The organism is Fusobacterium sp. (assembly GCF_030528405.1).
Classification (GTDB): Bacteria; Fusobacteriota; Fusobacteriia; order Fusobacteriales; family Fusobacteriaceae; genus Fusobacterium.
The window spans coordinates 24921-43881 of sequence record NZ_JAUMYY010000003.1 but is presented as its reverse complement, the minus strand read 5'-3'; the positions used below and the strand labels follow the sequence as shown (position 1 = coordinate 43881).

Annotated in this window: 30 protein-coding genes and 1 other RNA gene; 4 read left to right on the top strand and 27 right to left on the bottom strand. The window is 29.9% G+C overall.

The window, feature by feature from the left end; all coding sequences use genetic code 11:
- Positions 1-29 precede the first annotated feature (29 nt).
- The 3 genes from citX to Q4A58_RS01015 all read right to left on the bottom strand — a co-directional run bounded on the left by citX (position 30) and on the right by Q4A58_RS01015 (position 2046).
- Entirely contained in the window at positions 30-539 is a 510-nt protein-coding gene (gene citX / locus Q4A58_RS01025) for a citrate lyase holo-[acyl-carrier protein] synthase (protein WP_303115718.1), read from the bottom strand.
- 10 nt (positions 540-549) lie between these two features.
- Positions 550-1599, bottom strand: coding sequence for a [citrate (pro-3S)-lyase] ligase (gene citC, locus Q4A58_RS01020; protein ID WP_303115716.1), 1050 nt, complete (start codon positions 1597-1599; stop codon positions 550-552).
- Between the two features lie 177 nt (positions 1600-1776).
- Positions 1777-2046, bottom strand: coding sequence for a GNAT family N-acetyltransferase (locus tag Q4A58_RS01015; protein WP_303115714.1), 270 nt, complete (start codon positions 2044-2046; stop codon positions 1777-1779).
- Between the two features lie 851 nt (positions 2047-2897).
- Here Q4A58_RS01015 and Q4A58_RS01010 point away from each other — a divergent pair.
- On the top strand, positions 2898-3191 hold the full coding sequence (locus Q4A58_RS01010) for a ubiquinol-cytochrome C reductase (RefSeq protein WP_303115712.1): 294 nt from the start codon (positions 2898-2900) through the stop codon (positions 3189-3191).
- 289 nt (positions 3192-3480) lie between these two features.
- Here the strand turns inward: Q4A58_RS01010 and secY are convergent, their stop codons facing one another.
- The 22 genes from secY to rpsJ form a co-directional block, all read right to left on the bottom strand.
- Positions 3481-4761, bottom strand: a complete 1281-nt coding sequence (gene secY, locus Q4A58_RS01005) for a preprotein translocase subunit SecY (protein WP_303115709.1) — start codon at positions 4759-4761, stop codon at positions 3481-3483.
- A gap of 26 nt (positions 4762-4787) precedes the next feature.
- A complete protein-coding gene (gene rplO, locus Q4A58_RS01000; RefSeq protein ID WP_303115706.1) occupies positions 4788-5273 on the bottom strand; it encodes a 50S ribosomal protein L15 in 486 nt (161 codons plus the stop codon).
- Complete coding sequence (rpmD, locus tag Q4A58_RS00995) at positions 5273-5458, bottom strand: 50S ribosomal protein L30 (protein ID WP_303115703.1); 186 nt, start codon at positions 5456-5458, stop codon at positions 5273-5275. The genes rplO and rpmD overlap by 1 nt, the downstream gene beginning before the upstream one ends.
- A 13-nt stretch (positions 5459-5471) precedes the next feature.
- Positions 5472-5966, bottom strand: coding sequence for a 30S ribosomal protein S5 (gene rpsE, locus Q4A58_RS00990; RefSeq protein WP_303115701.1), 495 nt, complete (start codon positions 5964-5966; stop codon positions 5472-5474).
- Positions 5967-5992: 26 nt separating this feature from the next.
- A complete protein-coding gene (rplR, locus tag Q4A58_RS00985; protein WP_303115699.1) occupies positions 5993-6361 on the bottom strand; it encodes a 50S ribosomal protein L18 in 369 nt (122 codons plus the stop codon).
- A gap of 26 nt (positions 6362-6387) precedes the next feature.
- Complete coding sequence (gene rplF, locus Q4A58_RS00980; protein ID WP_303115696.1) at positions 6388-6921, bottom strand: 50S ribosomal protein L6; 534 nt, start codon at positions 6919-6921, stop codon at positions 6388-6390.
- Positions 6922-6945: 24 nt separating this feature from the next.
- Entirely contained in the window at positions 6946-7341 is a 396-nt protein-coding gene (gene rpsH, locus Q4A58_RS00975; RefSeq protein ID WP_303115693.1) for a 30S ribosomal protein S8, read from the bottom strand.
- Between the two features lie 31 nt (positions 7342-7372).
- Positions 7373-7660, bottom strand: coding sequence for a 30S ribosomal protein S14 (gene rpsN / locus Q4A58_RS00970; protein ID WP_303115691.1), 288 nt, complete (start codon positions 7658-7660; stop codon positions 7373-7375).
- A gap of 20 nt (positions 7661-7680) precedes the next feature.
- The gene (gene rplE / locus Q4A58_RS00965; protein ID WP_303115688.1) at positions 7681-8232 is read right to left on the bottom strand and encodes a 50S ribosomal protein L5; all 552 of its coding nucleotides are present in this window, start codon (positions 8230-8232) and stop codon (positions 7681-7683) included.
- Positions 8233-8250: 18 nt separating this feature from the next.
- Positions 8251-8592 carry a 50S ribosomal protein L24 gene (gene rplX, locus Q4A58_RS00960; RefSeq protein ID WP_303115686.1) on the bottom strand — a complete coding sequence of 114 codons (342 nt, stop codon included), beginning with the start codon at positions 8590-8592 and terminating at the stop codon, positions 8251-8253.
- A 21-nt stretch (positions 8593-8613) separates the two neighbouring features.
- Positions 8614-8982, bottom strand: a complete 369-nt coding sequence (gene rplN, locus Q4A58_RS00955; protein WP_303115684.1) for a 50S ribosomal protein L14 — start codon at positions 8980-8982, stop codon at positions 8614-8616.
- Positions 8983-9012: 30 nt separating this feature from the next.
- The gene (rpsQ, locus tag Q4A58_RS00950) at positions 9013-9264 is read right to left on the bottom strand and encodes a 30S ribosomal protein S17 (protein WP_303115682.1); all 252 of its coding nucleotides are present in this window, start codon (positions 9262-9264) and stop codon (positions 9013-9015) included.
- 53 nt (positions 9265-9317) lie between these two features.
- Positions 9318-9500, bottom strand: coding sequence for a 50S ribosomal protein L29 (gene rpmC / locus Q4A58_RS00945; protein WP_005892361.1), 183 nt, complete (start codon positions 9498-9500; stop codon positions 9318-9320).
- Positions 9500-9925 (bottom strand): 50S ribosomal protein L16, encoded by a 426-nt coding sequence (gene rplP / locus Q4A58_RS00940; RefSeq protein ID WP_303115621.1) that lies wholly within the window; start codon positions 9923-9925, stop codon positions 9500-9502. Before rplP ends, rpmC begins: the two co-directional genes overlap by 1 nt.
- 2 nt (positions 9926-9927) lie before the next feature.
- Positions 9928-10584, bottom strand: coding sequence for a 30S ribosomal protein S3 (gene rpsC / locus Q4A58_RS00935; protein WP_303115619.1), 657 nt, complete (start codon positions 10582-10584; stop codon positions 9928-9930).
- A gap of 17 nt (positions 10585-10601) precedes the next feature.
- Positions 10602-10937: a 50S ribosomal protein L22 gene (gene rplV / locus Q4A58_RS00930; RefSeq protein ID WP_022819631.1), complete on the bottom strand. Its 336-nt coding sequence runs from the start codon at positions 10935-10937 to the stop codon at positions 10602-10604.
- A 30-nt stretch (positions 10938-10967) separates the two neighbouring features.
- Entirely contained in the window at positions 10968-11243 is a 276-nt protein-coding gene (rpsS, locus tag Q4A58_RS00925) for a 30S ribosomal protein S19 (RefSeq protein ID WP_022819630.1), read from the bottom strand.
- Between the two features lie 24 nt (positions 11244-11267).
- A complete protein-coding gene (gene rplB, locus Q4A58_RS00920; RefSeq protein ID WP_303115614.1) occupies positions 11268-12098 on the bottom strand; it encodes a 50S ribosomal protein L2 in 831 nt (276 codons plus the stop codon).
- A gap of 47 nt (positions 12099-12145) precedes the next feature.
- Entirely contained in the window at positions 12146-12433 is a 288-nt protein-coding gene (rplW, locus tag Q4A58_RS00915) for a 50S ribosomal protein L23 (RefSeq protein ID WP_303115612.1), read from the bottom strand.
- Positions 12433-13068 (bottom strand): 50S ribosomal protein L4, encoded by a 636-nt coding sequence (rplD, locus tag Q4A58_RS00910; protein WP_303115610.1) that lies wholly within the window; start codon positions 13066-13068, stop codon positions 12433-12435. The genes rplW and rplD overlap by 1 nt, the downstream gene beginning before the upstream one ends.
- 19 nt (positions 13069-13087) lie before the next feature.
- The gene (gene rplC / locus Q4A58_RS00905; RefSeq protein ID WP_303115608.1) at positions 13088-13723 is read right to left on the bottom strand and encodes a 50S ribosomal protein L3; all 636 of its coding nucleotides are present in this window, start codon (positions 13721-13723) and stop codon (positions 13088-13090) included.
- Positions 13724-13869: 146 nt separating this feature from the next.
- Positions 13870-14181: a 30S ribosomal protein S10 gene (gene rpsJ / locus Q4A58_RS00900; protein WP_303115606.1), complete on the bottom strand. Its 312-nt coding sequence runs from the start codon at positions 14179-14181 to the stop codon at positions 13870-13872.
- A 249-nt stretch (positions 14182-14430) separates the two neighbouring features.
- Here rpsJ and Q4A58_RS00895 point away from each other — a divergent pair, with 249 nt between their 5' ends.
- The 3 genes from Q4A58_RS00895 (at position 14431) to ssrA (ending at position 16547) form a co-directional block, all read left to right on the top strand.
- Positions 14431-15495 (top strand): NCS2 family permease, encoded by a 1065-nt coding sequence (locus tag Q4A58_RS00895; protein ID WP_303115603.1) that lies wholly within the window; start codon positions 14431-14433, stop codon positions 15493-15495.
- A gap of 18 nt (positions 15496-15513) precedes the next feature.
- Positions 15514-16047, top strand: a complete 534-nt coding sequence (locus Q4A58_RS00890) for a phosphoribosyltransferase family protein (RefSeq protein ID WP_303115601.1) — start codon at positions 15514-15516, stop codon at positions 16045-16047.
- Positions 16048-16204: 157 nt separating this feature from the next.
- Positions 16205-16547, top strand: a transfer-messenger RNA (tmRNA) gene (gene ssrA, locus Q4A58_RS00885).
- On the opposite strand, the gene Q4A58_RS00880 is transcribed toward ssrA, so the two are convergent.
- Together Q4A58_RS00880 and Q4A58_RS00875 are read right to left on the bottom strand one after the other, a co-directional pair.
- Positions 16526-18016, bottom strand: a complete 1491-nt coding sequence (locus Q4A58_RS00880; RefSeq protein WP_303115598.1) for a recombinase family protein — start codon at positions 18014-18016, stop codon at positions 16526-16528. The genes ssrA and Q4A58_RS00880 overlap by 22 nt on opposite strands.
- Positions 18017-18216: 200 nt before the next feature.
- Positions 18217-18951 (bottom strand): MipA/OmpV family protein, encoded by a 735-nt coding sequence (locus Q4A58_RS00875; protein WP_303115596.1) that lies wholly within the window; start codon positions 18949-18951, stop codon positions 18217-18219.
- Between the last annotated feature and the right edge of the window lie 10 nt (positions 18952-18961).

Below are 18961 nucleotides of genomic sequence, written 5' to 3'. Positions count from 1 at the left end.
TTTTATTATAACATATAAAAGCTTTTAATTCATTTTATTTTAATATTTTTTAAAAGCTCCATAACCTTACACTGTAATTCTTCAACAGAATGGCTTCTCGCCCTTCCACACTCCTGAGCTTGTTTATTACAAATAAGGCACTTTCTAAATGATGACCTTGATAATTTTTTAAAATTTATATCTATTACATCCATATCAAAAAGTCTACCTATCTCTTCTCTTTCTTCAAGCTCTATGGCTATATCTTTTAACTTTTCTGTTTCACCATCCACAACAATAAATAATACATCCCCTGTATTCTCATAAAATTCTAAAAGTTCTAAAATTTTCATTTTATTTTTTTCTAAACTTTTTAAAAGTTCTTTTTTCGCATAATTAAAGGCTTTCCTTATACTTTCATTTGTTTTTATAGGTCCAGGTATATTCATAGTAAAAGAAATTATTGGCATATTATATTTTTTTATTAAACTATTTTGATAATTCAATCTTTTTTCCCTAGAAAGTAAAATTTCATCTGCCTTTACTTCTTTCCCTTTCATATGTTCTCCTCTAATAATGTATTACGTTTTTAGCCTCTCTTATCCTTGTAATAACTGATTTCGCTTTTTCGGATAAAAAAAAGTCCAATGTAGTTTTAGGAACGAGTTGTTCCAACAAATCAAAATCTCCATCTTTTATTGCCTGCCTAACTTTTGAAGCACTTATCACTTTATCTTCATCATATTTTTTCCTAGGAATCACTATACATTCTATATTTTCCTCTACTAATTTCTTTTCCATAATTTTATTATAAATATTGGTTACTAAACTATTTGGTTCTTCGCCAACATAACGCTTGTTAATGTTTAAAACCTTAGCTATCTTTATAAAAATACTTATATCTAGATTAGCCTGACTTTCTATGACTGCAATATTATCTTTTTGAAAATAGCTTGGAAAAGTGGCAGAACTTATTATGTAATCTTTTGTTTCATGATAAATTATATTTTTTAAATGAGCTGTTCCCTCAATAATAAGTTTTTTCCTGACTTCAAAAGGAACTAAACTGCTGTCTTCACTAACCATAAATAAATGCAAAAAGTCATTTTCTTTAGCTGCTTTCTCTATTAAATATTGATGTCCTAGGGTAAAAGGGTTGCAATTCATTACAAGGGCCGCTATATTTTTCCCTGTTTTCTTATGTTTTTCCAAATTTTCAAGATATTCACTAAAACCTCTTCTTCTATTTTCCATAAATACAATTTGATCCTCTATTCTTATGATTTCAAAGAAACCTAAATCTCTAAAAAATTTAGCTGCTGAACTTTTCGTATAAACAAATAGATGAGTTATACCTCTGGAAAATTGAAAATCTATTAGATGACTTATTATCTGATTTAGTAAACCTTCCCCTTGATATTTGCTATCTACAGCAAGACAACGTAAGGTATTGCCAAAACAACTTCCTGTTGCTATTATCTCCATACTTTCATTGAACATTGCACAAGTGTAATCTAAATTTTCATCCTTTTTTATATTTTCTTGCAATAATAATTTTTCTATTAAGTCATAATTTTTTTTATCATTAGGATATATTTTTGAAATAATGTAATTTGACATTTTTCCCCCATTTTTAAACTAGCATAATCTAATAAAATCTTCTAAATTATAGCTTAAATTTATTGAAACTATATATTAACATATACAAAAAAAGTTATTGCCTCTCATTTTCTAGCTCTTCAAATGTTTTGAATCCATATCTAAAAAATTTTAAATTGCAATAACTTTTTTATGTATTTAAATCTTTATATCATCATATGCACCTGTTTCAAATTTTTTAACAACATAAGAACATTCTGCTTTTACCTTCAATTTATTCTCTCTTGCATATTTTGTGGCTTCATCTAAAAGCTTTGCTGCTATGCCCTGCCCCTTTAATTTATCCGATACTTCTGTATGATCAAAAACTAAAATATCATCTTTCATCTTATATTCTAATTCTGCTAAAATTTCTCTATTTTCTCCATATATATAAAAACCTTTTCCTTCACAGTGAACTATATCCATTTTTATCCCTACTTTCTTTTGATTTTATTAAATTTATTATATCATATTTTGCAGATAGTTTATAATTAAAAATAAATATTTAAAAAATTCTATCTTCAATTAATATTTTATACTATAAAAAACTTAAAAATAAGAATGCATAAGAAGAAAGTCTTCTTTTCGTTTTATGTTCATTCTATAACAGAAACCTTTTAGCAATACACTTTTATATGTCTTTATTATAAGCACATTACCTTTTTTAGTATTCACATTGATAACATCATTATAGGTTATAGCAGCATCCAAATAAAATAATTAAATAAATTTTTTCCTAAATTAGTGGCATTTATATTTATCATTTTCACCTCTTTCATACGTACTTATTTATTTACTTATTACACAATGTAAAATATTAATCTGTTTTTTCTTTCATTATTTGCATTGCTTCTTCCTTTTATTCATAACCATTAAATTAAAACTTTTTTGCTCTTGATTTGACAATCCACCTATTTATGTGTATAATCGTTTTAATAATTTTATTCATTTTAAGTTCATGGCTTCAAGAAATCTTACTTAATAAAGTCGTAAGTTATCTTGATGAATTATTTAGTTATTAAAATTTAAAAATATAAAATAATTAAAATTGAGAAATGAGGATCTATTTCATGCTAAGAGATAAATTAAATAAAAAAGAAAAAAATACATAACTATCTTAAAAAAGAGGATTATATAATCGCTTATGAAAATAAAGTTATTCAAAAACTACTTAATAAATCTAGAAAACAGTCCGAAAATTATTAGATAGTATAAGTTTTTATAAAAGACAAAGAATACATAGGCTTTATGCAGAATAAAAATAGGAGATGATAGATATGAAAAAGATAATAATAGGATTTTTTATGTTAATGGGAGTACTGAGTTTTTCACAAGGTGAGCAAAGATATGTAGAAAGATGTAAGGTGACTTCTGTCGGTAAATATGAAGATGGAACAAAGTATATAGACTGTATAAGTTTGCAGTCAGGGAAGACTTTTAATTTTACACAGTCAAAACAATATACAGAGCCTAATTACAATGCTCTTAAAAAAGATAAAGTGTATTTAGTTATATTTTATGGTAAAGGATATAAAAACTTAAGTTTGCATGATTGGAGAGAGTTAAATTAAAAAAGGGGATTAAAGATTGATAATAAATTTTTAGAGAGAATATGAACTAATTTCTGTAAATTTGCCTTCTATGATTTTTAAATAGAATAGATTAGAATTAGAAAATTCTTAGGCTCTGTGTCAAATGGTGTTGATGAAAAAAACTGCACTTCAGTCTTTATCTAAGATTGAAAATGCAGTTCAATACCATTTTTTTATATTCTATCTTTTTATGTTTGTGCAAAAGCATTTTACTGCTATCTTATACACTACAATTAATATATATTTAAGCTTATTTATATCTTTATTATTATATAAATCCTTTGTAATCTCTCATAACTAAATGAGCATCAATTTGCTGTACAGTGTCTAAAGCAACACCAACAACTATTATTATTCCTGTCCCTCCAAAATAAACTGGAAGATTCATAGATGTAAATATAATATCTGGAAGTATTGAGATTAAAGCTAAAAATAATCCGCCACCCCATGTTATTCTAGTAACAACACCTTCAAGATACTCTACAGTTTCATTCCCTGGTCTTATTCCTGGAATCGTTCCTCCACCTTGTTTAAGATTTTCAGCTACTTTTTCAGGATCAAATACCAATGCAGTATAAAAAAATGAGAAAAATATAATTATCACTGCATACAGTAACATATATACTGGATGTTTTTGATTAAATATTATAGCCAACGTAGTTTTTATAGAATATTCTGATGGAATAGCATTTACTATAACTCCAGGTATAAGCATAAATACTGAGGCAAATATTACAGGCATAACTCCTGAACTATTTAATCTCAATGGAATATATGAATTTTGTCCCATTCCTCCCTTTGCAGAAAATCCTTTTCCCACATAATGAACAGGTATTTTTCTTTGTCCTAATTGAAACATAACTACTGCTGCAATAGTCAAAGTTCCTAAAAATGCTACTACAGCAAGTAAAGGAATTAAAAATTTATTCCCTTGCATAGTTTGTATTGTTTGTACAACACTTGAAGGAGCTCTTGATATTACATTAAGAAATATTATAAGAGAAACTCCATTTCCTATTCCTTTTATAGATATCTGTTCTCCTACCCACATTAAAAATATAGTTCCAGCTGTCAATGTAGTCATCGTTGTCAAGAAAAAACCAAGTCCAGGATTATAAACTAGACCAACAGATTGTAACCATAAGCATACTCCAAAACCTTGTACTGTCGCTATAGCTATTGTTAAGTACCGTGTCCACTGAGTTATTTTATTTCTTCCTGACTCTCCCTCTTTTTGAATTTCTTCAAGCTGAGGAACTATTGATGTTAAAAGGCTAACTACTATCGATGAGTTGATATAAGGAATTATTCCTAAAGCAAATATAGAAACTCTTGTAAATGCTCCTCCTGAAAACATATTAATATATCCAAGAATATCATTTTGAGCTGTCATAGCTGCTAATCTATCAACATCAACACCAGGAGCAGGAATTAAAGTTCCCACTCTGGCAACTAAAAACATCATTAATGTGAAAAAAATTCTTTCTCTAAGTTCAGGAATCTTCATTATACTGCTTAACTTCGAATTAAACTTTTCTATTAAAGTCAACGCATTCACCTACCTTAGATAAAAAACTATTTTTTATTATTTCCAGCTACTTTTTCAAATCCTCCAAATTCAACTATTTCAACTGAACCACCTTTAGCTTCAATAGCAGCTTTTGCTGATTTAGAAACTTTATGAGCTTTAACTATTAACTTTTTTGTTAAATCTCCATTTCCTAAAATTTTAATTCCATCTTTCTTTATAGATTTTACTAAAAATTTATCAAATAAAGTTTCTATTGATACAGTTTCTCCATCTTCAAAATTATTTAATAAATCTAAAGATAATATTGTATATTCCTTCTTAAAAACAGCATTAGAAAACCCTCTTTTAGGCACTCTTCTGTAGATAGGCATTTGTCCACCTTCAAAATAAGGTTTCACTCCTCCGCCTGCTCTTGAATTTTGTCCATTACTTCCTTTTCCAGCAGATTTTCCCCAACCAGATGAATTTCCTCTTCCTATTCTTTTTCTATTTTTTCTCGGTACTGAAGGAGATAATTCATTAAGTTTCATTATCCTTGCACCTCCTCAATTTTTAACAAGTAAGAAACTTGAGCTAATTTTCCTTTTAATTCAGGTGTCTCAACTTGTTCAATTACATCATGCATTTTCTTAAGCCCTAGCGACTTTACAGTTGCTATGTGGTTAGGCTTTCTTCCGATTATGCTTTTTACAAGCTCTATTCTAAGCTTTGCCATTTCTTATTCCCTCCTAGCTTAAGATATCCTTAACTTCTTTTCCTCTTAAAGCTGCTATTTCTTCTGCAGTTCTAAGTAATTTTAATGCTTCAACTGTAGCTCTTGCCACATTATGTTTATTTCTTGCACCTTTTATTTTTGTTAATATATCATGTACTCCAACTAATTCTAATATTTCTCTTGAAGCAGATCCAGCAATCACTCCTGTTCCTTCATAGGCAGGTGCCATCCATACTGAAGTTGCTCCCCATTTTCCTTCAATCTCATGTGGAACCGTTTTATTTTTTAAAGAAACTTTTACTATATTTTTCTTAGCCGCAGCTATTGCTTTTTTTATAGCATCTGGAACTCCATTTGCTTTTCCAAGTCCTAATCCTATTTTTCCTTCTCCATCTCCAACAGCAGCTAATACTGAGAAAGATATTGTTCTTCCTCCTTTAGTTGTCTTAGAAACTCTTGAAATCTTCAATAATTTTTCTTGATATTGATTTTCTTCTCTATTTAACAAAGTGAAATCCTCCTCTCTTAAAGAAATTAGAAGCTTAACCCAGCTTCTCTAGCCGCTTCTGCAAGAGCTGCTATTCTTCCTGTATATTTATATCCTGATCTATCAAATACGATAGTTTCAATTCCTTTTGCTTTTGCTCTTTCAGCTATTGTCTTTCCGATCAATTTAGCTGCTTCTACATTACCACCATTAACAACACTTGTCTTTAATGTTTTATCTATTGTTGAAGCTGAAGCTAAAGTAACTCCATTTACATCATCTATTAATTGAGCAAATATATTAGTGTTTGATCTGTATACTGAAAGTCTTGGTCTTTCTGGAGTTCCAGAAATTTTATTTCTTATTGACATTTGCTTTTTTTGTCTTGATGCTTTTCTATCAACTTTCTTAAACAACTGTCTTACCTCCTTTTTAAGCTATTTTAAGCCTTTTTACCTTCTTTTCTTCTAATATGTTCGTCAGCGTACTTAACTCCTTTTCCTTTATACGGTTCAGGAGGTCTTTTAGCTCTTATATTAGCTGCCACTTGACCAACTACATCCTTTTCTATTCCATCTACATGGATAGTTGTATTTTTTTCAACAGCGAAAGTAATACCAGGAACTTCATCAACTATCACAGGATGTGAAAATCCTAAAGAAATTTCAAGTCCCTTTCCTTTAGCTGCTGCCCTGTATCCAACCCCTACAAGATTAAGAGTTATTCTGAAGCCTTCAGAAACTCCTTTTACCATGTTATTTATTAAAGCTCTTGTAGTCCCATGAATAGCTCTTACAGCTGGTTCATCATTAGGTCTTTCTACATTTATTTCACCATTTTCTAATTTTATAACTAAATCTTTGTTAAACTCTTTTGTTAAAGTACCTTTAGATCCTTTTACAGTAACAACATTATCTTTTACTGTAAATTCAACTCCAGAAGGCACTGCAATAGGTTTTTTACCTACTCTTGACATTAATGGACACCTCCTAAGTTTTTATTACCACACAAATGCAAGGATTTCTCCACCTACTTTTTCTGCTCTAGCAACTTTATCTGTAATTATTCCTTTTGAAGTTGAAACTATAGCAATTCCAAGACCAGATAATACTCTTGGCATATCTTCTACAGAAGAATAAACTCTTCTTCCAGGTTTAGAAATTCTTTTTATTCCTTTTATAACTCTTTCTTTTCCAGCATACTTTAAATAAACTCTTATATTTTTATTGTTTCCTTCTGTTACAATTTTAAAGTTAGAAATATATCCTTGTTCTTTCAAGATTTCAGCTATTCTTTCTTTCATCTTTGAATGAGGAATATCTACTTTCTCATGCATAACTGCATTAGCATTTCTAACTCTTGTTAACATATCAGCAATTGGATCTGTTAAATACATCTATTAAAATCCTCCTTCCTTAATTGATTTATTACCAAGATGATTTTTTTACACCAGGTATTTCTCCAGCACCTGCAAGTTGTCTAAATTTAACTCTTGAAATTCCAAATTCTCTCATAAATCCTCTTGGTCTTCCATCTAATTGACATCTATTTCTTTTTCTAACTGCAGAAGAATCTTTTGGAAGTTTATTTAATTCAAACATAGCTTCCATGTCTCCAGCTGCTATTCTTTTCTTTAATTCAGCTCTTTTTTCAGCATATTTGTCAACAAGTTCTGCTCTTTTTACATCCCTTGCTATCATTGACTTTTTCGCCATTTATTTTAACCTCCTTGCTATTACTTTTTGAAAGGCATTCCAAATGCTTTTAATAATGCTCTACCCTCTTCATCTGTTTTGGCAGAAGAAACCATAGTGATAGACATTCCTAAAAGTTTTTCAACTTTATCAAAATCAATTTCAGGAAATACTAATTGATCTCTTAATCCTAATGAATAATTTCCTCTTCCGTCAAATGCATTAGTAGGAACTCCTTCAAAGTCTCTAACTCTTGGAAGAACTACATTTACTAATCTATCTAAGAAATCATACATTCTTTCTTTTCTTAAAGTTACTTTAGCTCCTATAGGCATACCTTCTCTTAATTTAAATCCAGCTTCAGATTTTCTAGCCTTTCTAAGTAAAGGTTTTTGACCTGTTATTATTGTTAAGTCAGCCATTGCTGCATCCATTAATTTTGTATTTTGAGTTGCTTCTCCAACTCCCATATTAACAACTATCTTCTCTAATTTTGGACAGTCCATAATATTTTTTATTTCTAATTCTTTCATTAACTTAGGAACCACAACATCGTTGTAAAATTTGTGGTATCTAGAAACATATTTTGACACTTATGCTTTCCTCCTTTCTTAAATTATTTCTCCAGATTTTTTTGATATTCTTACTTTTTTCCCATCTCTGACTTCATGAGAAACTCTTGTAGGTTTTCCTGCTTTTTCATCAAAAAGCATAACTTTTGATGAAAATATTGCTGCAGCTCTTTCCACAACTCCACCTTGTGGGTTTACTGGAGATGGCTTCATATGTTTTTTAACTATATTTATTCCCTCTACTACTACTTTTCCTTTTTTAGGGAAAACTTTTATAACTTTACCTGTTTTACCTCTATCTTTTCCTGAAATTACATATACAGTATCTCCTGTTTTAACATGTAGTGATTCAGGTACAAATTTAATTTTAGGTTTAGCCACGATAATAAGCCTCCTCTCTCATTATATTACTTCTGGTGCTAGAGATAAGATTTTCATAAAATTCTTTGCTCTTAATTCTCTTGCAACAGGTCCAAATATTCTTGTTGCTCTTGGTTCGTTACTTGTGTTAATAACAACTCCTGCATTATCATCAAATTTTATATATGAACCGTCTTCTCTTCTAGTTTCTTTTTTAGTTCTAACTATAACAGCTTTTACTACATCACCTTTTTTAACGTTACCACCAGGGATAGCTTCCTTAACTGATGCCACAACTATGTCACCAATTCTTCCAAATCTCTTTTTAGAACCTCCTAAAACTCTTATTACCATAAGTTTTTTAGCCCCTGAGTTATCAGCAACATTAAGGATAGTTTGTTGTTGTACCATTAAATTATCCTCCTCTCACTTTTATTGTGATTATTTTGCTTCTTCTAAAACTTCTACTAGTCTCCAATTTTTATCCTTAGATAAAGGTCTAGTTTCCATGATTTTTACTTTATCTCCTACTTTAGCTACATTATTTTCATCATGTGCTTTGAATTTAGTAGTCCTTTTCACTCTCTTTTTGTATATAGGATGAAGTATCATTGTTTCTATTGCAACAACTATAGTTTTTTGCATTTTATCTGAAACAACTATTCCTTCTCTTACTTTTCTTTCGTTTCTCAAGATATTAACCTCCTCTTTACCATAATTAAAGAATCAATTATTTTATACAAAAATTATCTCTCATTTAAAATAGTGTTAATTCTTGCTATTTCTCTTCTTACTTCTCTAATTTTTGCAGTATTTGTTAGCTGACCTAATGAAAGTTGGAACTTCAAGTTGAATAATTCTTCTTTTAGCTCTTTACACTTAACAACTAGGTCTTCACTAGTCATTTCTCTTATTTCTTTAGCTCTCATTAGTTTTCACCACCATTTTCTTCTTTTTTTACAACTTTACATCTGATAGGTAATTTCATAGATGCTTTCTTTAATGCAGCTACTGCTTTTTCTTCTGTTACACCAGAAACTTCAAACATTATTCTTCCTGGTCTTACTACACATACCCATCCTTCAACATTACCTTTACCTTTACCCATTCTCACACCAGCAGGTCTTGCAGTAATAGGTTTATCAGGGAATATTCTTATATATGTTTTCCCTTCTCTTTTAAATGTTCTGTTTATAGCAACCCGGCAAGATTCTATCTGTCTATTTGTTATCCAAGATGGTTCAAGAGCTTGTAATCCATATTCTCCAAATGCAACAGTATTTCCTTTGTGTGCTGCACCCTTCATTCTACCTCTGAACATCTTTCTATGTTTTGTTCTCTTTGGCATCAACATAATTATGCGTCCCCTCCTTCCACTTTACTTGGAAGAACTTCACCATGGAATATCCATACTTTTATTCCTAATGCTCCATATGTTGTATGAGCTGTAGCAACTGCATAATCTATATCTGCTCTCAATGTATGTAGAGGAACTTTTCCTTCAACAGCCCATTCAGATCTAGCTATTTCTGCACCATTTAATCTTCCAGATATCATAACTTTAATACCCTTAGCTCCTGATTTCATAGTTCTAGCTATTGCTTGTGTCATAGCCTTCTTATAAGCTATTCTCTTTTCAATTTGAGCAGCTATTGATTCAGCAACTAAAACAGCATCTCTATTTTGTTCTTTTATTTCTTGAACTTTTACAGTTACTTTTTTAGCAGTTAATTTCTCTAATTTCGCTCTAATAGCTTCAATTTCTGCACCTTTTCTTCCAATTATTAATCCTGCTTTTCCAGTATGTATATGAACAACTACTTGTGAAGGAGATGTTCTTTCTATTCTTACCTTCGAAATTCCTGTATGGAAGTAGTTTTTCTTTATAAATTCTTTTATTTGCACATCTTCATGGAAGTATTTTACATACTCTTTTTTATCTGCATACCAATTAGAATCCCAAGATCTTGTAATTCCAAGTCTAAGTCCTCTAGGGTCTACTTTTTGTCCCACAGTTTTACCTCCTTAATTTATTCTTTTTCAGATACTGCCACAGTTACATGAGCTGTAGGTTTTCTTATTATGTCTGCTCTACCTTGTGCTCTTGGCATTACTCTTTTTAAAACTGGTCCTTGATTTATCATTATAGTCGACACAACTAATTTATCTTCATTCATTTTAAAATTATTTGTTGCATTTGCCACTGCTGATTCTAAAGTCTTCTTAATAACTCTAGCTGCTTTTTTATTTGTAAACTCTAAAATATCTAACGCTTCTAGGGCTGATTTACCTCTCACTAAGTCTGCTACTAATCTAGCCTTTCTAGGAGATAATCTTACGAATCTAGTTATTGCTCTAGCTTCCACTAGTCCAACCTCCTTTTTATCTATAATTTATTATTTTTTCTTTTTATCTACTCCATGTCCATGATATGTTCTTGTTGGTGCGAACTCTCCTAATTTATGTCCTACCATTTGCTCAGTTACATGAACAGGTATATGTTTTTTACCATTATATACTCCAAAAGTCATTCCTATGAAGTTAGGAAATATTGTAGATCTTCTTGACCAAGTTTTAATAACTGCTTTATTATTTCCAGAAGCTACAGCTTCTTCAACTTTAGCCATTAAGTGATGATCACAAAAAGGTCCTTTTTTTAATGATCTTGCCATTATCTATTAGCCTCCTCTCGCAAATTATTTTTCGTTTCTTCTTCTTACGATAAATTTGTCAGATGTTTTTCTTCCTCTTGTTTTAACACCAAGTGCTGGTTTTCCCCAAGGAGTCAAAGGTGATTTTCTTCCAACTGGATTCTTTCCTTCTCCTCCACCATGTGGGTGATCTACTGGGTTCATTACAGATCCTCTTACATGAGGTCTTTTACCCATATTTCTAGCTCTACCAGCTTTACCTATACTAACTAGATTATGTTCTGCATTTCCTACTTCACCAATAGTTGCCATACATTCTCCATGAATTAATCTTAATTCTCCAGATGGTAATTCAACATGGCAATAAGTTCCTTCTTTAGCAACAAGTCTAGCTGCTACTCCAGCTGATCTAACTAATTGCCCACCTTTACCTCTTTGAAGCTCAATATTGTGTATTTGAACCCCAACTGGCATATCTTTTAATTTTAGAGCATTCCCTGGTTTTATGTCTGCTTTGCTTCCAGCTGAAACTACGTCTCCTTTTTTTAATCCTTTAGGAGCTAAAATATATCTTTTTTCTCCATCTACATAGAATAAAAGCGCAATGTTTGCTGATCTGTTTGGATCATATTCTATTGTAGCTACTCTTGCAGGAACATCTAATTTATTTCTTTTAAAATCTATAATTCTATATAATCTTTTATGCCCTTTTTGTCTATCTCTACAAGTTCTGTGCCCATAATTATCTCTACCATACGCTGATTTTAGAGGTACAGTTAAAGATTTTTCAGGTCTTACTTTGTCTAATTCATCATTTACTAATCTAGACATGTGTCTAGTACCATTAGTAATTGCCTTCAGTTTTCTAATAGCCATTTCTTTTTTTCCTCCATTTGACCTATATCTATCTTTAATCTTTTAAATTAAACTTCTTTAAATAAAGTTATACTATTGCCATTTGCTAGTTTAACTATAGCCTTTTTCTTAGATTGAGTTTTATAAAGTTTCATTCCATGCCTTTTTACAATAGGCTTTTTGTTCATTGTAGAAACTGATTCTACTTTCACATTAAATATAGCTTCTACAGCTTTTTTTATTTCTATTTTATTTGCTTTTGGATGTACTTCAAAAGTATACTTATTATATTCTCTTCTTAAAGCCTCTGATTTTTCAGTTACAACAGGCTTTTTAATTATATCGTAAACAGTCATTATCCTAGTACCTCCTCTACAGTCGCCAATGCTTCTCTAGTAAGAATTACTTTTTCTTGTTTTAATAACCAGTATACACCAATCTCATTTGGTTGTAATACCACTGCATTTTCTAAATTTCTTACTGACAAATATAAATTAAAATCGTTTATAGATGCTAAGTCATTCACTACAAACAATTGTTTTTGTTTTGCATCAACTTTATTAACTAAATTTACTATCACTTTTGTTTTTGGTGTTTCTATTGAAACATCTTCTAAAACAATTACTTCTCCATTTGCAACTTTTGCAGATAACGCAGATCTAAGTGCTAGATTTCTCACTTTTTTATTTACTTTCTTTTCATATGATCTTGGATGTGGTCCAAACGTAACACCTCCACCTACCATATGTGGTGCTCTTATAGAACCCTGTCTAGCTCTACCAGTACCCTTTTGTTTGAAAGGTTTTCTTCCTCCACCTCTAACCATTGCTCTAGTCTTAGTAGAAGCTGTACCTTGTCTAGCAGCTGCTAATTCTGCAGTTAACACTTCATGTAATACTACTTTATTAGGTTCAATACCAAACACTGCGTCATTAACTTCAACAGTTCCAGTTTTTTCTCCTGCTAAGTTATATATGTTTAAAACTGCCATTGTTTTCCTCCTCCCTCTACTAACCTATTACTTTCTTTACTGCTGGTCTTATTACTAAATAACCATTTTTAGCTCCAGGAACTGCACCTTTTATTAATAGTAGATTATGCTCTGCATCAACTTTAACCACTTTTAAGTTTTGAACTGTCACTGTTGCATTTCCATGTTGCCCTGCCATTCTTTTTCCTTTAAGAACTTTTCCTGGCCAAGATGACATACCGATAGATCCTCCTAGTCTGTGGTTTCTTGAAACCCCATGACTGGCTCTGTTTCCACCAAATCCATGTCTTTTCATAACTCCAGATGTTCCTTTCCCTTTTGAAGTCCCAGTAATGTCTACAAATTCTACCTCACTTAGAACATCTACTTTTATTTCTTGTCCTAATTCATATCCATCAACATTTTCAACTTCTAATTCTCTAACAAATCTTTGAGGTTTTACTCCAGCTTTGTTAAAAATTCCCATTAAAGGTTTAGTAGTGTTTTTTTCTTTCTTTTCATCAAATCCTAATTGTAAAGCTACATATCCATCTTTCTCTTCTGTTTTCTTTTGAAGAACAAAATTAGGACCAGCTTCTACAACTGTTACAGGAACAAACTTTCCATTTTCAAAAATTTGAGTCATTCCAATTTTCTTTCCTAAAATTCCTGACATTTTTAACCTCCATCAAATAATATATAGGTTGATACAACTTATCCTCGTGGTTCTAAAACTACCCACAAAAATAAAATCAACATGTACTATTCTGTAAGTATGATGCTTTTGCATCATCTCCCATAAATAAATACCCAGAATAAAAATTAAACTTGCTTAATTTCTATTCCTACACCAGCTGGTAAGTGAACTGATGTTAACGAACTCATAGTCTTTTCAGTAGAATTAATTAGCTCTACCATTCTTCTGTGTACTCTCATTTCAAACTGCTCTCTTGAATCTTTATTAACATGCACTGATCTTAAAACTGTATACTTTCTAATTTTTGTAGGTAGTGGCATAGGTCCAGCTACTTCTGCTCCATTTTTTTTAGCCAGCTCAGCTATTCTTTTTGCTGATTCATCTAATAAAGTATGATCATATGCTTTTAAATAGATTCTTAATTTGTTAGAAGCCATTATATATCTTGCACCTCCTTTAAATTATCTACATAAGATGAGATTGCTTTCTTATGCACTTTTTTTAGTATATCATAAATTTCAAAAAAAAAAAAGTTTTTTTATAAATATTAATAAATTTTTTTTGTATAAATAAAATAGTACTGTAATACTATTTATTTTGTTGACTTTTAATTTATTTTTGTTAAAATAACTTGTTGTTTTATAAATAATTATAAAATTATATTCTTAAGAAGGAGGTCTATTATTATGACTATCAACGATATTTTGGCGGCTTTAGGAGTTGTATTGAACGGAATACCTCAGGCTCTTTTAGCTGCTTCTTATGGATTTGCTTCTGTTCCCACAGCTTTTGGTTTTATAATCGGTGCAGTAGCCTGTCTTTTTTATGGTTCTGCCATTCCTATTTCTTTTCAGGCTGAAACAATTGCTTTAGCAGGGATACTAGGAAAAGATATCAGAGAAAGATTATCTATGATCTTTTTTGCTGGTTTAACAATGGTTCTATTGGGTTTAACTGGTGTTTTGTCGGCTATCGTAAATTTTGCTGGAGATAATATTATAAATGCTATGATGGCAGGTGTTGGCATTATGCTTGCAAAAATAGCTTTATCTGGGTTAAAAGAAAGTCCTGTTATTACAGCAAGCTCAATCTTATCTGCATTTATAACTTATTTTTTCTTTGGACAAAACTTAGTTTATACAATAGTTGTCTGTGTTATTTTTTCAAGCTTAGTTGCTAATATTTTTAAAATTGACTTTGGCGGAGGAATAGTAGAAAATTATAAAAAAATTGAAATAAAAAAACCTATACTTAATTTAAATGTAGTAAGAGGAGCTTTAGCACTTGCCTGTTTAACTATAGGTGCAAATATAGCTTTTGGAAACATTACTGCTTCTATGACTAATGGTTATGAAGCTAATATAGATCATTTAACAGTTTATTCTGGCTTAGCTGATGCCGTTTCTTCCTTATTTGGTGGCGGACCTGTAGAGGCTATAATATCTGCTACTGGTGCTTCTCCTAATCCCATGAAGAGTGGAATTTTAATGATGGCTATCATGGCTATAATTCTAATCTTAGGATTGCTTCCTAAAATAAGTAAATATATACCTGGACACTCTGTCCATGGATTTTTATTTATTTTAGGTGCTATTGTAACTGTTCCTATAAATACTTCTTTAGCTTTCTCAAATGGAGATGCACAAACTTATATAGTATCCGCAACTGCTATGACTGTAACAGCTGCTAATGATCCTTTTATTGGTTTACTTGTTGCCCTAGTAGTAAAATATATCTTTATTTTATTTTAAAAATACAAGGAGGATGAAATGAAATACTACACTTTAAATATTGCTGGCCTAACAAGAGAATTACCAATAATAAAGCTTTCAGATGAATTGTCAATTGCTAGTTTTGTTATTCTAGGTGATACTGAACTGGTTGAAAAAACTGCTCCTTTACTTGCAGCTAAACTACCACAAGTTGATATTCTTGTCACAGCTGAAGCTAAAGGTATACCTCTAATATATGAAATTTCAAAAATTTTAAATTTTAAATCTTATGTAGTAGCTAGAAAATCTGTCAAAACCTACATGGAAAATCCCATAGAGGTTACAGTAAATTCGATAACTACTTCTAATCCACAAAAACTTTATCTTAATAATGAAGATATAAAAAAACTTCAAGGTAAAAGGGTTGCTTTGATAGACGATGTTATATCTACAGGTCAATCAATAAAAGCATTAGAAGATTTAGTTCTTAAAGCAGGAGCTAATATTGTTGCTAAAGCTGCAATTTTAGCTGAAGGTGAGGCAAAAAATAGAAAAGATATAATTTTCATTGAAGAACTGCCTCTTTTTTAAAATAAAATGTTTTGAATATATATTTTTTGATGTTGACGAATTATTTATCTTATTCGTTCAACATCTTTTTTATAAAATTAAATAAGGTAAAAATAAATTTTTTAATTGATTTCTTCTTTTTTAATGTTATAATAACTATATTATTAAAATTAAATATGGGAGTGTAAAGGTTTCGACAGGGTTACAAGGTCATAGGTAGCAGGCCAGGTTTGTCGCTGTAAAAGACTAACTCATCGTTTAGATGGAAACAAAAATTACGCTTTAGCTGCTTAGTTCAGCTACACCTTAAATAACTTTCTCTGCATGAGTTTTTTAAAGGTGTTGATTAATGCAGATTACTGTAAATGACTTCTCTAAATTTACAGGAAAATACAGAGAATAGTTTTAATTAGCCCTGTTTACGGGAATAATTATTACGAAATTAAATAGTAAACTAAGCTTGTAGAAGCTTATGGTTTCTGTAGTTTTGGACACGGGTTCAATTCCCGTCACTTCCACCATATTTAACAGAAGTAGCTTCAAATTCTTTAGGGAATTTTCTAATGGTTATTTCGATTTTATCTTGAAAAAGCTTTATATTTTTTATGAATGATTCTACTAATTTTCTGTTTAAATTATCAGTAGAATCTTTTTTTATTTCTAATAAATATTCCTTTATTTTTTCTCTGCTTAAATCCTTTTTTCTTTCCTTTTCAAGTGAATACAACCTTTCCTTTAATCCTTGAATTTTACTCTTTATATCAATATTTTTTATTTTAAAAAATTCATCCTCTACAATGCCATTTAAATTCTTTTCCAGTAATTTTAGTGCCATCTCATTTAATTTCTTTATCTCACTTTCACAATACTCAATCTCCTTTCTATTATCTATCTTTTCTATGTTTTTTTGTATATCATTTGCTATTATTTCCATATTATTTTCACTTAATATGTTATTTTTTATTATATCAATTATTGTGTTTTCAATCAATTCTTTTCTTATTGGTTTATTCTTACAATTATTTATTTTTTCTTTTCTTTCTCTACAATTATAGCCATAAGAAATTGTGCCATCCCTATTTTTACTTCTATAGCCCCCTGAATATGTACCTCCACACTCTCCACAAGCACAAAATCCTGTTAGAATATAATTGTTTCCCTTTCTTTTTCTAGGACCTTTTTTGCTTATTTTAAATCTTTCCTGTATTTTATAAAAAATATCTTTATCTATTATCGCTTCATGATTATTTTCAATTAGTATAGGCTTTTTCTGTAATTTCCCATTTTCATCCTTTAAATTAAAATAATAAGTACCTATATATTTCACATTAAGTAAGGTATCTCTTATAGAAACCTTCCTAAATTCTCTACCTAATTTATTTTTATAGCCTCTTTTATTTAATTCCTTTGCTATATTTGTATACCCTATGCCTTTCAAGGCTAAGTCAAATATTAATCTAACAGCTTCAGCTTCTTTTTTATTGATTATATATTTTCTATTTTCATCAAGGTCATAGCCTAGTGGTGGTACACCCCCATTATGCTTTCCTTTTAAAGCATTTTCATTTAATCCTTTTTTTACTTCTCGAGAGAGATTAAGAGAATAATATTCATTCATACCTGTTAATACTGCTTTTAAAATAACACTTTCAGGACTATCATTTAATTGCTCAAGGACAGATATTAATTTTACTTTATTTTCATTCAATTTTTTTTCGTATATTGCATGGTCATATCGATTTCTTGCAAATCTATCAAACTTATGCACTATAACATAATCAAATTGATTTTTCTTACTATCTTCTATTAGTTGTAGAAAAGCTTCTCTATCTCTAATTGATGTTCCTGAAATTCCTTCATCTTTATAAACTTTTAATAAGTTATAGCCATTTTTTAAGCAAAATTCTTTTATTGCTCTTACTTGTGCATCAATACTTTCTTCTCTTTGATGATCAGATGAAAAACGACAATAAGCTACTACTCTATTCATTATTCTCTACCTCTTTTAAATAAATTTCCGTTAAATATGTAATTAAGTAATTATAATATTCAATATCTTCTTCAGATTTTTCTATATTACATGTTATTAATTTTCTTTCCATATTTTACTCCTTTTTCTTCATTTAAAAAAGAGTTTTAATTTTTCAGGCCAAGGAGATAAAATCTCCTTAGCATATTTATAAAAACTTTCTAGAAACTATATCTAAGCCCAATTCCAGCATAGTAAGAATATTCTTTTTTTACTAATGGGGAATCCTTTATATTGTCATATAATTCTACTCCAGTAAATATTGTTGCTGTCATTTGTTCAGTTATTGAAAAATCTAAATTAGCATTTAGTCCTCCAACTATGGTGTCCTTACCTTTATACACTTTATTTATTTTTTCATTCTTTTTTGTATCATTTATATCTGTTCCCAAAAAATGGTTAACATATTTTTTATTGAAAAACTTAAAGTAAACTCCAGGTGTAAATGTAATTCTATCAGTAAGTATAAAAGATTGATTAAATCTCATTTCACCTTTTATTCCTTTATCTCCACCTGAAATTTCAACTCTTCCAAACGTTTTTTTATCTAAAATAAAATCTGCCGCTATACCTCCACCAATAAATGTATTTCTACTTTTTATATTTTTATATCCTTCTTTTAAATCAGAGTTTTTAATATAAAGATCACTATACCCTACTAGTGGATCAAAAAAGACTGAAACATTAAAATTTGGTTCTTTATAGAAGTATAATCCTATCTTATAACCTTTCAAATAAAATTTCTTACTTTCTAAATTTATAAGTGGAGTAAAATTTATTTGATTATTTTTTGAGTGATATACATTTGATTTTGAATAAATGCCTATTCCAACTGTTTGACTAAAACTATATGAACTAACTAAAAAGCTTAATACGATTAAATATCTTAATTTCATAATTCCTCCA